13 protein-coding genes are annotated in these 14855 nt (G+C 56.0%); 8 read left to right on the top strand and 5 right to left on the bottom strand.

Annotation, left to right across the window (positions count from 1 at the left end; genetic code table 11):
- Positions 1 to 227: 227 nt before the first annotated feature.
- Complete coding sequence (locus tag ACWIUF_RS12175; RefSeq protein ID WP_448572660.1) at positions 228 to 1079, bottom strand: carbon-nitrogen hydrolase family protein; 852 nt, start codon at positions 1077 to 1079, stop codon at positions 228 to 230.
- 307 nt (positions 1080 to 1386) lie between these two features.
- Between ACWIUF_RS12175 and glmS the strand changes: the two genes are divergently transcribed.
- Both glmS and ACWIUF_RS12165 read left to right on the top strand, forming a co-directional pair.
- On the top strand, positions 1387 to 3294 hold the full coding sequence (gene glmS, locus ACWIUF_RS12170) for a glutamine--fructose-6-phosphate transaminase (isomerizing) (protein ID WP_448572658.1): 1908 nt from the start codon (positions 1387 to 1389) through the stop codon (positions 3292 to 3294).
- A gap of 74 nt (positions 3295 to 3368) precedes the next feature.
- Entirely contained in the window at positions 3369 to 4853 is a 1485-nt protein-coding gene (locus ACWIUF_RS12165; RefSeq protein ID WP_448572657.1) for a hypothetical protein, read from the top strand.
- 111 nt (positions 4854 to 4964) lie between these two features.
- On the opposite strand, the gene ACWIUF_RS12160 is transcribed toward ACWIUF_RS12165, so the two are convergent.
- Complete coding sequence (locus tag ACWIUF_RS12160; RefSeq protein ID WP_448572656.1) at positions 4965 to 5474, bottom strand: sterol desaturase family protein; 510 nt, start codon at positions 5472 to 5474, stop codon at positions 4965 to 4967.
- Between the two features lie 268 nt (positions 5475 to 5742).
- On the opposite strand from ACWIUF_RS12160, the gene rplU reads away from it, so the two are divergent.
- The 4 genes from rplU to ACWIUF_RS12140 all read left to right on the top strand — a co-directional run bounded on the left by rplU (position 5743) and on the right by ACWIUF_RS12140 (position 7697).
- Positions 5743 to 6141, top strand: a complete 399-nt coding sequence (rplU, locus tag ACWIUF_RS12155; protein WP_448572655.1) for a 50S ribosomal protein L21 — start codon at positions 5743 to 5745, stop codon at positions 6139 to 6141.
- 134 nt (positions 6142 to 6275) lie between these two features.
- Positions 6276 to 6545: a 50S ribosomal protein L27 gene (gene rpmA, locus ACWIUF_RS12150; RefSeq protein ID WP_448572654.1), complete on the top strand. Its 270-nt coding sequence runs from the start codon at positions 6276 to 6278 to the stop codon at positions 6543 to 6545.
- Positions 6546 to 6628: 83 nt separating this feature from the next.
- Positions 6629 to 7156: a tetratricopeptide repeat protein gene (locus tag ACWIUF_RS12145; RefSeq protein WP_448572652.1), complete on the top strand. Its 528-nt coding sequence runs from the start codon at positions 6629 to 6631 to the stop codon at positions 7154 to 7156.
- A gap of 91 nt (positions 7157 to 7247) precedes the next feature.
- The gene (locus ACWIUF_RS12140) at positions 7248 to 7697 is read left to right on the top strand and encodes a hypothetical protein (protein WP_448572651.1); all 450 of its coding nucleotides are present in this window, start codon (positions 7248 to 7250) and stop codon (positions 7695 to 7697) included.
- A 140-nt stretch (positions 7698 to 7837) separates the two neighbouring features.
- On the opposite strand, the gene ACWIUF_RS12135 is transcribed toward ACWIUF_RS12140, so the two are convergent.
- On the bottom strand, positions 7838 to 8677 hold the full coding sequence (locus ACWIUF_RS12135; RefSeq protein WP_448572650.1) for a Uma2 family endonuclease: 840 nt from the start codon (positions 8675 to 8677) through the stop codon (positions 7838 to 7840).
- A gap of 208 nt (positions 8678 to 8885) precedes the next feature.
- Here ACWIUF_RS12135 and sat point away from each other — a divergent pair, with 208 nt between their 5' ends.
- On the top strand, positions 8886 to 10061 hold the full coding sequence (sat, locus tag ACWIUF_RS12130; RefSeq protein WP_448572649.1) for a sulfate adenylyltransferase: 1176 nt from the start codon (positions 8886 to 8888) through the stop codon (positions 10059 to 10061).
- Here the strand turns inward: sat and ACWIUF_RS12125 are convergent.
- On the bottom strand, positions 10058 to 10240 hold the full coding sequence (locus ACWIUF_RS12125) for a hypothetical protein (protein WP_448572648.1): 183 nt from the start codon (positions 10238 to 10240) through the stop codon (positions 10058 to 10060). The genes sat and ACWIUF_RS12125 overlap by 4 nt on opposite strands.
- Before the next feature lie 180 nt (positions 10241 to 10420).
- On the opposite strand from ACWIUF_RS12125, the gene ACWIUF_RS12120 reads away from it, so the two are divergent.
- On the top strand, positions 10421 to 12946 hold the full coding sequence (locus tag ACWIUF_RS12120) for a caspase family protein (RefSeq protein WP_448572647.1): 2526 nt from the start codon (positions 10421 to 10423) through the stop codon (positions 12944 to 12946).
- A gap of 40 nt (positions 12947 to 12986) precedes the next feature.
- Here ACWIUF_RS12120 and ACWIUF_RS12115 read toward each other — a convergent pair whose 3' ends face one another.
- Positions 12987 to 14420, bottom strand: coding sequence for a circularly permuted type 2 ATP-grasp protein (locus ACWIUF_RS12115; RefSeq protein WP_448572646.1), 1434 nt, complete (start codon positions 14418 to 14420; stop codon positions 12987 to 12989).
- Positions 14421 to 14855: the final 435 nt, after the last annotated feature.

Raw genomic sequence — 14855 nt, 5'->3', positions numbered from 1 at the left:
CGGTTAGGGCTATTGTAGCGATTGGATAGGGGGTAATCACCATCGCACGATCGCCCCCTTTCTGATATAGGTGTTTGGCTAGAATCCGTTGCTAACGCTGGCGATCGCCCCGATGCAACAGGTTTCTTTGGCCTTGAGGTGGGCCATCATCACGATTCTCCTACGGAGACGCTAGCGCGATCGCTAAGGGATTCATAGACCGCGCCTGCGCCGCCCCGTCCTGCCCTTCAGGCAAACACCCGATGCTGGAGTGAAGGCATCTGCCGCCGCACCTGAGTCAAACGGGACGGATCAATTTGAGCGATCGCCACCCCTGGTTGATCCCCGGCATCGGCCAGCACCACCCCCCAGGGATCAATAATCATGGCGTGGCCGTGGGTGTGGCGCAGGGAATAATGCTTCCCCGTTTGGGCGGGCGCAATCACATAGCAGGTATTTTCGATCGCCCGTGCCTGCAACAACACCTGCCAGTGATCCTTGCCGGTAAACGCGGTAAATGCAGCGGGAACAAACAGGACTTCTGCACCTGCGTGGGATAGGTGACGATACAGTTCCGGAAAGCGCACGTCGTAGCACACGGATAAGCCCAACTTGCCAAACTGGGGCGAATCATAGACCGTCGGCAGATCCTTACCTGCCACCACCGTCTTCGACTCACAGTAGGTATTCCCATCTGGCACATTCACATCAAACAGGTGGACCTTCCGGTATTGGGTCAGCACCCGGCCATCGGGTCCCACCAATTGGGCCGTGTTATACACCTTGCCGTCCGGCGTCGGCATCGGGAAGCCGCCCCCCAAGAGCGTAATTTGATAGCGCTGAGCCATTGTTTGCAAAAACTTTTCACTCGCCTGCCCAATCCGTTCCGCCTGGGCTGCTTTCTCGTCATCCGTGCCCAAGAACGGAAAATTTTCCGGCAAACCGACGAGTTCGGCCCCTTGGCGCACAGCCAGGTCAATTAGATCTTCGGCATGGGCCAGATTCTTTTCCAGATCCGGCGAACTGGTCATTTGGATAGCGGCGGCCAGATAGGACTGCATAGCGGTTTCAGCGAGGTAAACACAGGGTAACGTCAACACGGGGCCAAGCAAGGCTGCTGAAAAATTTTCCCACGTTGTTGGTACTTCCAAACCGCGTGTTTCGCCAGAATCCCCGCAAGCTAAGTGATCCCCTGCGATCGGAGCTAACGGGTCGCGGGTGAAGAATGTTTCCATTGATACGAATTAGCACGATGCTGTGGCGCGATCGCAGGGCAGGTCTTGGGTTTTAGCCATCGCCCCCGATTGCCCCCTTATGTTTGCAAATCAAAAAATTCGGGGCAGAATGGGCTGATGGAAACGATACACCCTGAGTGTCAGCGAGCGATCGGGCAGGAGGCAGTTGCGTATGTGTGGCATTGTCGGCTATATCGGTACCCAAGCCGCCAGCAGCATCCTGCTGGAAGGGCTGCGCAAGCTGGAATATCGCGGCTACGACTCGGCGGGGATTGCCACGGTGCATGAGGGCCAAATCCAATGTGTCCGGGCCAAGGGCAAGCTGCAAAACCTGGAAGATAAGCTTGCGGGCCAAGACAACCCGGCACGATTGGGTATTGGTCATACCCGCTGGGCCACCCACGGGAAACCAGAAGAATACAATGCCCACCCCCACATGGATACGGCCTACCGGATCGCCGTGGTCCAGAATGGCATTATCGAAAATTACCGAGAACTGCGGGAAGAATTGAAAGCGAAGGGCCATGAGTTTCGCTCGGAAACCGATACCGAAGTCATCCCCCACCTGATCGCCGAGTGCATGGCCCACCCTGTGCCGGACAAGGGCCAATCCTTGAGCTATCAATCCCCCTTCCTGGAAGCCGTGCGGCAAGCGGTGAACCAGTTGGAGGGGGCCTTTGCCCTCGCGGTGGTCTGTGCGGATTATCCCGATGAGTTGATCACCGTGCGGCAGCAGGCTCCCCTGGCGATCGGCTTTGGTCAAGGCGAATTTTTCTGCGCCTCGGATACCCCAGCCCTCGTGGCCCATACCCGTGCGGTGCTGTCGCTGGAGAATGGCGAACTGGCGCGGTTAACCCCCCTGGGAGTTGAAGTGTATACCTTTGGGGGCGATCGCCTGAAGAAATTTCCCCGCACCCTCAACTGGAACCCGATTCTGGTGGAAAAGCAGGGCTTTAAGCACTTCATGCTCAAGGAAATTTACGAGCAACCGGGGGTGGTACGGGCCTGTTTGGAAGCCTACCTGCGGGACGATTGGGCACCAGAGCAATCCGATACGTCTCCCCTGAATCTCAATCTGCCGGCGGCTTGGGCAGAGCAACTCGCCCATATCCAGATCGTCGCCTGTGGCACCAGTTGGCACGCGGGGCTGGTGGGTAAATACCTGCTGGAGCAGTTGGCGGGCATTCCCACCCAGGTGCATTACGCCTCAGAATTTCGCTATGCCCCGTCGCCCTTAACGCCCCACACCCTGACGATCGGCGTTACCCAGTCAGGGGAAACAGCAGATACCCTCTCCGCCTTAGAGATGGAACGTCAGCGCCGCCAGGATCAGCCGCCCGATTACCAGCCCCACCTGCTGGGCATTACCAATCGCACCGATAGCACCCTGGCGACGATCGTCGAGCAGATGATCAACACCCACGCCGGGATTGAAATTGGTGTGGCCGCGACCAAGACCTTTACCGCCCAGTTGATTGCGTTCTATTGCCTTGCCTTGGAATTAGCGTACCGGCGGCGAGCCTTGTCCCCTACCGCGATCGCCCAAATCCTCGACGGGCTGCGGCAACTGCCCGCCCAGATGGAACTGATTCTGGAAAGCCAGGAGCGCTATATCGAAGAGTTATCCCACGAATTCTTTGACACCCAGGACTTTATTTTCCTCGGACGCGGTATTAATTTCCCGATCGCCCTCGAAGGTGCCCTGAAACTCAAAGAAATCAGCTATATTCACGCCGAAGGCTATCCCGCCGGGGAAATGAAACATGGTCCGATCGCCCTTTTAGATGCCAAAGTACCCGTAGTGGCGATCGCGGTTCCCGGCGCGGTCTACGAGAAGGTCATCTCCAATGCCCAGGAAGCCAAGGCGCGGGATGCCCTGCTGATTGGGGTGACGGCCAGCCAAGATGAACATGCCGGTGAAGTGTTCGATCGCCTTTTACCCATTCCGGTGGTGGATGAACTCTTGTCCCCCTTGTTGACGGTAGTCCCGCTGCAACTGTTGGCCTACCACATTGCGGCACGGCGGGGCCTGGATGTGGATCAACCCCGCAACCTGGCAAAATCCGTCACTGTAGAATAGGAGGGGAGGCATCCTGGTAGCTACTGTTTGTCGGTGAAGACTGAATCAACCCTGGATTGGGAGTCGCTGCGAAAATGATACCTACCCTCAGCCAGCTTAGCCCGGATTCAACGTTGCGTGCCCTACCGGCGTACACCCTTGCCCTAGACAGCCAGCAACCCCTCCAGGTGATCGCCCACCAGTTCGAGCAGGATCCACATCTACCCGGCGTTCTTGTCACCCAAGGCTCCCGCCTGGTGGGGATCGTTTCGCGATCGACCTTTCAGGCTGGGCAAGGTTGGGCACCCCTGCAACCGTCTGCACCTCCCCGCACCATTGCCCATCTCCTGGCCTGGTATAACCTTAAACCCCTACAACTACCTGATACCTGCAAAATTGATGCGGCTGTGCGTATGGCCCTCAAACGGCCTCCAGAGGCAATATACGAACCGATCGTGGTTGAGCGGCGGGATCTCTCGATCGCTCTCATTGATGTCAAAGTCCTACTCTTGGCCCAATCCCAAATCCTCATGGCGGTTAATCAAGTTGTCCAACAGCAGAAATTAATCATCAGGGAGTACCACACCCGCTTAGAACAAGAGCAAAAGACCAATGCCAGCCAGACCGAGATAATTGCGCAGCAAAAAGTCGAAATTGCTCAAAGCAAAAAAGCCTTAGAGCTTCAAAAGCTGGAAAATCTCAATCATTCTCGTCAATTAATGCAAGTCCATCGTTGTTTAGACGTGATCAGTCGCACCCTGGCCCAAGAAAATATGAGTGGATTAGAAACGGCATTGGAAGGGGTTCAGGCTATCTGCAATAATATCTTGGCCATTACGGAAACTGGCCAAGCCTTACACTTGGAACTCGATAGTTTTCAAGAGAATTCACGCGCGATCGAAAAAATTAGCCAGCAAGTTCAGCATTTAGCCGTCCAAGCCACCGTTGCGGCCAACCAGTCCACGGAGCAAATGGGTAATTTCGGTCGCATTACAACTGATATTAGTAAATTCGCAGCCCAACTGCTGGACATCAGCCAACGGTTAGAGCAATTTGTCTATCGGTTTAAGACCCGAATTCAAGATCTAACCCAGGTTGCCCAACGTGGGACAAATTCCGCCCGCTCCTTAGTAACAACGGTTGAAAGTGCCGAGGGCATCTGGCATCATCTGGACGCAATTATCCAGGAACATAATGCTGTCCAATCGGAAAATCAAAAGCTGTCCCGCCCTCTACCACAGGAGGTGCCGATCAGTTTCCTGGCCCAGGATCTGAAGCATCGTATTGACCGGGCAGAACAGGCCCTCACCCAACTCACCCGCAAGGTCTCCCAGACCCAGACAGCCCTGCCCCTAGTCAGCAAGCTAGGTAGGGCTTTGGATGTGGCCAAGTCGAATGGAATGCCGCCGACCCGTTTCCCCTTACCCCCTGCTGCCCCCGCGTCCACCCCCACGACCGTGGCACCTCAGGTCACGCAGTCTGCCGCTCCCCCCAATCAAGCGGGAAGTCCACCGGCAGCGATCGGGGATACCCCGTTCAGTGAACACCCCGCCACCGCCGGACAGCCAGAGCACCATTAAATCCACCCGCTGATCAGGTGCAAAAAGCAGGATCGCTGCAACCGTGGCTCCCTAGGGCGTAACTTCCTTGGGGTACTCAGCTTGAGTACTCAGCCATCTGCGGGATGCGAACTACCACCACCGCAGTTGGAGGTAACCCCTTGCCGGTTGGCAGGTTTCAGCTTCCGTTGGCCAGGGAACTGGTTTATAGGTCCCAAAGAGATGGTCCCACCAATCAACCCCAAGGCCAAAGTTGTGTTCCCACATTCCATACTTGTGGTGGACATAGTGGACGGGCATCTTCATCCAAAAGCACTTGGTGGGGTTTTCGTGCTGAAGTTGGTGGGCATAGGCCGAGAAGGCTGCGTATACCAAGGCTCCCAGAAACCAACCACTCCCGGCGGCGATCGAGAACAGAAAGGGAATACACATGGCGATAAAGCTTCCCCGCACATAGTCGCGGAACTCCCACAGTACCCCTTGCCCCTCATTGCGGCGGTGGTGATCCCGATGGCGGGCACCGATTTTCTCGGAGGCGTGCATAAGGCGATGCATCCAGTACTCAACCAAGCTAGAAAAGACAAACGCGGCCATAAACCAAATCAGGGCAGTGGCCAGGGGGGAGGTGAGGGCAGTAAACATTCGGGCTGCTTCCAACAGACGCAAGATCTCAAGCCATATTGTGCCACCAGTCCCCTAACTTTGTGACAGACAGGATGAGTCCTTGGGGAGAGTGGTGCGGGCAAGGACGCCTAACCCCCCGGGGTCAAAATAATTTGCTTGACAGTCACTCCCCCTATTGCTGAGAATAGAGGACTGGACATTAATAGCACGGATCAGGTGGAAAACGCTGGTGAGGCAACTTCCAGGCCAGTCAGCGACCTGTACGGCTGCTTTTTGGAGTGATTTCATGACCTACGCAATTATTGAGACAGGCGGAAAACAGTTACGGGTGGAGCCGGGACGCTTCTATGATGTCGATCGCCTTGCGGTTGACGATGAGGCAACGGTGACCCTTGATCGTGTGCTTTTGGTGCAACATGAGGGCGAAGTCACGATCGGGCAACCCATCGTCCCCGCCGCCACGGTTGAGGCCAAGGTGATGGGCCATCGGCGTGGACGCAAGGTGATTGTCTATAAAATGCGTCCCAAAAAGAAAACTCGTAAAAAGCAAGGCCATCGCCAGGAACTCACCCGCCTGATGATCGAAGCCATCCACCTGAACGGGACTGTCCTCGCTGCCGCAGAAACAGCAGATACCGAGGAAGCCGTCCCCGTGGCCGTTACGGTCGAAACCGAGGAGGCCTAAGGTCAGCCTGGATGTTCAAACCCAGCGGTTGCCAGCCATCGCGATCGGGAGGCAGCCAATGGATGGATAGCGACCAAAATTCGCTAAAGTACAAGCTACAAGCAATTGACGTTTGTTAGAAGAGGCAGGTCAACATGGCTCATAAGAAGGGAACCGGCAGTACCCGCAACGGACGCGACTCCAACGCCCAACGACTCGGCGTCAAGCGCTATGGGGGCGAAACTGTCCGGGCAGGCAATATTTTGATCCGGCAACGCGGGACCAAATTCCACCCGGGAAATAACGTCGGACGGGGAAGTGACGATACCTTATTTGCCCTCATTGACGGTGTGGTCACCTTCGAGCGCAAGGGCAAAAGTCGCAAGCAGGTGAGTGTTTATCCTGCCACCCCTGCATCCGCCTAAGGGAGTTGGCTGGGGGTTGTTTTCTCTCCTCAGACTGTGGGAGACAACCTTCACCATCCCTTGCCCCATAGCTACTAAAACCAATGGGTGATTTATTACCGACGGCTTATCTGGGTCTGCTAGTCGCGCTACTGGCAGGGACAAGTTGGTTTGTCTTTCGGCAAATTTTGCGGACCCGCAAGCTGGAAGGCAACCTTTCTGTGCTGCGTTCTAAGCTGTCCCAGGATCGGGGCAGTGCCCAGGAATATTACGAATTGGGCAGTATCTACCTGAGCAAAAAACTGTACAGTCAAGCAATTGCCCAATTCCAGAAAGCACTTAAGGCAGGCCAAACCCCACCAGAGGAAGAATCCCGCATTTACAATGCCCTTGGCTTTGCCTACTTCTCCCAGGAGCAATACGACCTGGCGATTCGCCAGTACAAGGAGGCCATCAAGCGTGATCCCAAGTACGTGGTCGCCTTCAATAACCTGGCCAATGCTTACGAGAAAAAGCAATTACTGGCCCAAGCCCTAGAAGCCTACGAACAGGCATTGCGCTTTGCACCGAATAATGCGATCGCTAAGCGGCGAGTCGAGTCGCTGCGGCGACGGGTACTGACCTCACCCTAATGGGGGCATCCGGGCCAATGCCGTCCCCCAGCCTGGGTGCGATACACTACCCTAGAAAGTGAACCATTACGCTTGCTAGGAGAAATGAGCAATGGCTGAGTCAGAAGTACCCAAGGAATCGGCGATCGTGGAAGTCAGCCCAGAAACCAACGAATTGGTGGAAACCCGGCTAAAGGATGAACCCGACGAGCTGAAACAAGCCACGAAGGAATTGATCGAAGCGTTGAAGCGTAAAACTGAGGCGGAGGTTAAGGAAGCCACCGCTGTTACCCAAAAGGCGTATGAAACGGCGGTTAACCAAGCACGGGAAGCCTATCTAAATTTTGTGCAGCAAACTACCAAGGCTGTTGAAGAAAATCGCATTGTTGATCCCGAAGGGATTGATAAAACCCTGGATCTCATTAAATCGCAAACGGAAAAGAATTGGGATTGGGTGACCAGGGAAGTGACAGACCTGGGCGATCGGATTACGGAAGCGGCTAAGGCAGCGTGGGAAAAACTTACTGCGCCCCGCCCGGACAACAACTCGAATCAAGAGTAATTCAACGGGCCATGACTTGGAGCAGGGGTATCGGCTTGCAGATAGGCTCCAAGCCCCTTCAGCAGAACTTCAGAGTGAGTGGGAGCTAATCCCGCTGGGCTGCGCCGGTCGAGAGTACACCTCCTAAGGTTGATGCTGTACTAGCCTGCTTCTGGATCAATCCCTAGCTCTCGTAACTGTGCGGCTAGTCGTTCGGCCCGTAACCGTTCTTGCTCAGCTTGTTGATGGGCCTGTTCGGCCCGTAGCCGTTCTTGCTCAGCCCGTTGCTCAGCCCGTTCTGCGCGGTGGCGATCGGCAGCAGCTTGCTCGGTTGGCGTCGGCACCCAATGCCCCTCCCCGTCATACCACCGCAACCACAGGCCCTCAACACCGTTATACACGCCCTGCCACACGCCCAATCCTAGCCCTAGTTCCGGCAGCCAAAAGCGGGGTTCTATCAACTCGACGGGTTCATAGCAGCCCGTATGCAGCCGGAACAGACGAAAATGATTTTCATAACGATCGAACACCCCATAGTAGGGAATCTTCAAAATTTGCTCGTAGACTTCCCATTTGGTCGGTGGCTGATCGCTCCCGCGCGTTGTGCGGCCCAAATCATCATCTTCAGTGCCAGGGGAGAGTAATTCGATCACGAGGAAAGGCGCGACCTGCTCCTGCCAAAACACATAACTCCAGCGCAACTCCGCCTGACAGGTAGCCGGATTTACCCCCAATACCAGGAAGCAATCGGGACGCTTGTGCCAGAGGGGATGTTGCCAGTCATAGTACAGATTTAGATCGGTGCCCCAAAAAAGTGCTTCTGTGCCCAACAGGGGGGACTGGCAGGTTTCCTGCAACAATCGGGGTTGCAGGGCATGAAACTCGTCGGGCAATCCTGGCTCCTCTGGATCTTCGCTGGGTAGATCGTACATCGTGGGCAGGGTTTCACGCGGTGGCATGACGTTGAGGGCAGGGGGAAATTGGGACTGGGATTGGGGCATGGCGATCGTCATTGGGCGCACTGGTTTCAGCCTAACATTTCAGCCTTGTCTAGCAGCCGTGTTCAAGGTGTTAGACATCTTCTTCAATAATGGGTGAGGCATCTATCCCATTCCCCTTTCGCCTTCGACTGGGTTCGCTCGTCCCGCTGCTTGGTAGGATGGGAAAACATAGCCCTCACTGGATTGGACTACCCCCATCAACAGACCCATGAGCCAGCAAAAGTACGGAATTGCGCCCCACGGGGGCACCCTGATCAATCGCCTTGCTGCCCCTGAGCAACGCCAGGAATGGCTAGATAAAGCGGAGCATCTACCCCGCGTTCAACTCGATGAGCGGGCGGTTTCCGATCTCGTCATGATTGCCATCGGCGGCTTCAGCCCCCTGACCGGGTTCATGGGACAGGCAGATTACGATCGCGTCGTCAACGAGATGCACTTGGTCAATGGCTTGCCCTGGTCGATTCCGGTGACTCTGTCGGTGAGTGAGGCGGATGCGGAACGGTTAGCGATCGGCACCCTGGTCCGGCTCGATGATGCCACAGGCCGTTTTGTTGGGGTATTGGAACTCACAGAGAAATATACCTACGACAAAATGCACGAGGCCCTGCACGTCTATCGCACGAATGAAGAAAAACATCCCGGCGTGCGGGTGGTGTATGACCAAGGCCCCGTTAATCTAGCGGGACCTGTTTGGCTACTGCAACGCGACTCCGATCCGCGCTTTCCCACCTATCAGATTGATCCCGTAGAATCGCGGGCGCTCTTCCAGGAAAAGGGCTGGCAAACGGTGGTGGGCTTCCAAACCCGGAACCCGATCCACCGCGCCCATGAATATATTCAAAAATGCGCCTTGGAAATTGTTGATGGCTTGTTCCTACATCCCCTGGTGGGGGCGACCAAATCCGATGATATCCCTGCCGATGTCCGGATGCGCTGCTATGAGATCATGCTGGAGCACTATTTCCCCAGGGATCGGGTCATTCTGGCGATCAATCCCTCGGCGATGCGCTATGCCGGTCCCCGTGAAGCCATTTTCCACGCGATCGTGCGTAAGAATTATGGTTGCACCCACTTCATTGTGGGCCGTGATCATGCGGGTGTGGGCGACTACTACGGGACCTACGACGCCCAATATATTTTCGATGAATTTGATCCAGCCGCACTGGGGATTGTGCCGTTAAAATTTGAACATGCGTTCTATTGCACCCGCACCCAGGCAATGGCCACCACCAAAACTAGCCCCAGCCTGCCCGAGGAACGGATTCACCTGTCGGGCACTAAGGTGCGGGAAATGCTACGCCGTGGCGAACTGCCCCCCCCAGAGTTTTCCCGCCCAGAGGTAGCTGTTGAATTAGCCAAGGCCATGCAACTCTTGGAACGTTAGTCAAAGGCTGGCTGTGCTTCGTGGGAGGACTGGCCGGGGGGCAATCCTTGGGTGAGGGCAAAATCCTCCCTCCGTTGGTGCACCGATCGAGTGGCAAGGCGATCGCCCTGGTGTCGTTGGGATTTTAAGGTTTGTAGTTTATCGTTGGTTATTTGAGTTTTGGTCTGGTCCTCTGTCAAGCTTAATTGGGTAGGTTGGGTGAAACGCCGTGCGCCCCAAGCCGGCCAGTAAGTGTGTTGGGCCTCGCCAGCTCAACACCAACCGACAACCCATCCTTGTTTCGCATGGCAGTTTACTAGCGTGAATTTTGGATTGCGAGGGGTGAAGGTTGAATTCACCGCACTGACATAAGGCAGATCATGAAGCGACGAACCTTTTTGCAGCAAACAGGTGGTGTCCTAGCCGCAACGGCCATCAGTGAGATGGCCCTGACGTTGCTGAGTGATCGCTACCAACGGGCACTCGCAAAACCGGGCAACCGCAAGTTGGCCTTGTTGATTGGGATTAATGCCTATCCCGCTAAAGCACTGGATGCGACAGCGACAACCGATCTGACGCTGAAGGGTTGCCAGACGGATGTGGCACTTCAGCGGGAATTGTTGATCCACCGTTTTGGGTTTCAGCCTGCCGATATTCTGACCTTGGCCGATCAGCAGGCAACCCGTGCGGGTATTGAGACTGCCTTTAGGGAACATCTTATTCAGCAGGCCCAACCGGGGGATGTGGTCCTGCTCCACTTTAGTGGTTATGGCAGTTTAGTCAATCTTCCGGCCACAGCCGTTTCGCCGCAGTTGAGTTTAGTGCCGATCGATGGCCTCCTATCCCCCGCCAATCCGCTGGAGACACCGACTATTAATGATCTGGTTGAGGAAACCCTCTATCTGCTGCTGCGATCGCTACGGACCGATCAGGTCACGACGGTCCTCGATACAAGCTACTACAGCCTGTCTGACTTTAACGACACCGTGATTACTGCTGATGAGTTGCCCATTTGGGGCGTGGGAACCGCGTTAACCGGTAACCTGCGGGTGCGATCGCGCCTCAATCCCATCACTGGCCACCTCACCCCCGATGCCCTAGCGGTTCAAGCTAGCCTGCGCCAACAGGCTGGGAATCCGAAGCTAAAGGGGCAAGCAACCTACTGGCAGCAGTTTCCGGGTACCCTGTTGGCCGCCACCTCGCTACTCCCTGCCGCGACCCTCTTGCCCACGATCGGGGGGAATGCCTTTGAGGTTGATTGGAATGGCTTTAGCAGCGGTTTGTTGACCGCTAGCCTGGTTCACCAACTGTGGCACCTGCTGCCTGCCACCACGATCGTGACCAGCTTTGCGGCCACCCGCCAAGCCATGCAACAGGTGGTGGGGATTACCCAAACGCCCCAACTCAGCGGGGACACTCGCAGCACCCCCTACTACGTGCCAAACCCGATCGCGACTGCCGCTTCCGCGTTGTCAGGGACACCCGGTGCCAGCGCCGATGCGGTGGTCGTGGCGGTGGAGGGGGATGGCAAAACGGGGCAGGTCCAATTGGCGGGCTTACCACCCCTAGTGCTCGCCCAATACGGTGCCCATTCCCAGTTCACGCTGTTGGACCCCAACCTCACGCCACCAGTTCAGGTACACCTCCAGTCCCGTACCGGTTTGCTGGCCCGTATCCGGTTGCTCGCGGCTGAGACAGTGGCGACCGAGGAAGCGGTAAGAAGCACCGAGCTTGGCCCTGATGGTCGTGATACCCCCTCCCAGGCAAAGCGTCTGCCGACCCTGGCTGTGGGGCAATTGCTTCAGGAGTCGGTGCGGGTCTTGCCTCGCCAGATGAATTTGGTGGTGGGGCTGGACAGTACCCTAGAGCGGATTGAACGGGTGGACGCCACCAGTGCTTTTTCCAACCTGACCACCGTTTCCACCGTCCTGGCGGATCAGCCGGCGGATTACCTGTTTGGGCGGGTCAGTCAACTTTCCCCAACCCTAGTCGCCGGGTTGCTACCGAAAAAACATACCCGCCCGGAGACCCCGTCCGCAACGTCCCCAGCCGCGCCCCAGGCGGAGACTACCCCTAACTTGGCATTTTTGTTCGATCGCGCGAGTTACGGCCTCATGTCGATCGGACGGCAGGTGATTCCCAATACCCTGGTGGCGGGGGAGGAAGCCGTGAAGGTGGCAGTGCATCGCCTTGCGCCGCAATTACAAACCCTGCTGGCGGCGAAGTACCTGCGCTTGACCAGTAATCCCACCTCATCCCAACTGGGCCTGCGTTTAACGATTTCCCAGGTGAGTCCGGATCGCTTGGTTTACCAGCAATCAACCGAGCGGGTGCCTCTGCCGCCAGAAGCTCCCCTGGTAGTGGGGGCAACGGATACGGCGAGTCCGCTGCCGCTGGCGGGGCCAGCTCTCCAGTTGCCAGTCGGCAGTCAGGTTCGCTACTCCCTTTACAACTACAGCAGCGCTCCCATCTATTACCTACTGCTGGGCCTGGATACGGGTGGCAATGCGATCGCCCTCTCCGGTAGCCTGAAGACCCATCCCCAAGATAAACACCCACGCCTTCAGGATCAGGTAATTCCACCGGGAGCTATCATCACCCTGCCGGCGATCGATACGCCCTCTCCCTGGGTGGTGACTGGCGTTAAAGGGCAAATGGAACTGTTCCTGATCGGGAGCCATGCCCCCTTTTCACAAGCGATGACAGCCCTGGGCAAAGGGATGCCCGCGATCGCCAACGGCCAACGGCTAGCCCCCCTAGCGAATCCGCTGGAAGTGGCCCAAGCGGTATTGCAGGATTTGCAGCAAGCTGCCGTGGCCAATGGCCGACTCACCAGTAACAACGATACCTATAGCCTGGATGTCCGCACCTGGGTCACCTTTAATGTGATCTATCAGGTGGTTTAGGCGATTGCACCTGACCAGATCGGTAGACTGCCACCCGGCCTCAGGAGGCAACGACCCACGTATCCTTGCTGCCGCCACCCTGGGAAGAGTTCACCACCAGCGACCCGCGCCGCAGGGCCACCCGGGTGAGGCCACCGGGATTTACATAAATCTGCTTGCCATAGAGGATATAGGGACGTAAATCCACATGGCATCCTTCAAAATCCCCATCCAGCAGCGTTGGCACCCTGGATAAACACAGGGTTGGTTGGGCAATGTAGCCCCTGGGGTTGGCTTGAATTCGCCGCGCAAACTCCTCCCGCTCGGCGGGTGTGGCCTGGGCACCCATCAGCATCCCGTAGCCCCCCGATTCATTCGCGGCTTTGACCACTAGCTGATCCAGGTGCTCTAGGACATAGGCCCGTTGCTGCTCTTCCCAGCATAGGTAGGTGGGGACATTTTGCAGGATGGCGTCTTCATCCAGGTAGTACCGAATCATCTGAGGGACATAGGCGTAAATCACCTTATCGTCCGCGACCCCCGTCCCCAGGGCATTGGCGATCGCCAGCCGACCAGAGCGATAAACATCCATAATGCCAGGAATTCCCAGCAGCGAGTCGGAGCGGAAGACAAGGGGATCAATAAAGTCATCGTCAATCCGACGGTAGATCACATCCACCCGCTGTAACCCTTTGGTGGTCCGCATTTGGAGATAACCATCCTCCACGACCAAGTCCCGCCCCTCGACTAATTCCACCCCCATTTGTTGGGCCAGGAAGGAATGCTCAAAGTAGGCGGAGTTGTAGATCCCTGGGGTGAGAACGACGACGGTCGGGTCATCCAGGTGGGGCGGCGCTAGGTTAAGGAGCGTTTCAACCAGGTAGCTGGAATAATCCTCAACGGGTTTGATCGCCAGGGTTTGGAAAACCTGGGGAAACGTGCCCTTCATAATGCGGCGATTTTCCAGCACGTAGGAAACGCCAGAGGGACACCGCAAATTGTCTTCTAGAACGTACCACTGACCATCGCGATCGCGAATGAGATCCGTTCCCGTAATATGACACCAAATCTTACCCGGTGGCTTTAGCCCGATGCAGGGTTTGAGAAAACCTTTAGAAGATTCAATGATATCCCTAGGGATAATCCCATCCTGAATAATTTTCTGGTCGTGGTAAACGTCATCAATGAATAAATTGAGGGCCTGGATGCGTTGTTTTAAGCCCCGTTCCAGGTAGTCCCATTCGGGTGCAGCCACAATACGCGGGATAATATCGAAGGGTAGAATCCGCTCGGTCCCCTGGTTATCGCTATAGACATTAAAGGTTGCACCTAAACTAAACAGGGCATTTTGGGCGGCTTGCTGCCGTTGCTTGATTTCGTCTAGGGAGAGGGAATTGAGGCGCTGCACCAGCAACTCGGCTTCGGGACGCGGTTTGCCCTTGGCCTCAAATAGTTCGTCGTAGAAGTCCCCTGGTTCGTAGTTATCAAGTGCCACGGTAGTTAGTACTGGGTGCGATCGACAGTAATATCCTTAAGAACCTATCACAGATACCTCGTTCGCTCACGGGAAAACCAGGGATTCTTAATACCTGTTATCGATCGCGGCAACAGCAAACTTTGATGGCTTGAAGAGTAATCTAGGCTACGGTTTACCCAGCGTTAGCATGAATTCGATCACTAGACAATTGTCCTTCCCTCCAGCCGCCGCTCCCCAAATGGGCGAGGAGGAGTCGCTAAGAAATCAAGGTTTTCGGTCCCGCTGCCCCAGGGTGAGGGGTTGGGGTGAGGGTCGGCGAGCACACGCCAGCATTAACCTCCTCCCGCCGTACACGACGACTCAAGTCGTCACTACAAACTGTGCTTTACAAACTGTGCTTTGAAGACTAAAGTCACCACTCACTCCCCCACTCACCACTCACTCCCCCACTCG

It is taken from the genome of Trichothermofontia sp. (genome assembly GCF_053493415.1).
This window is presented reverse-complemented; position numbering and strand designations above follow the sequence as displayed.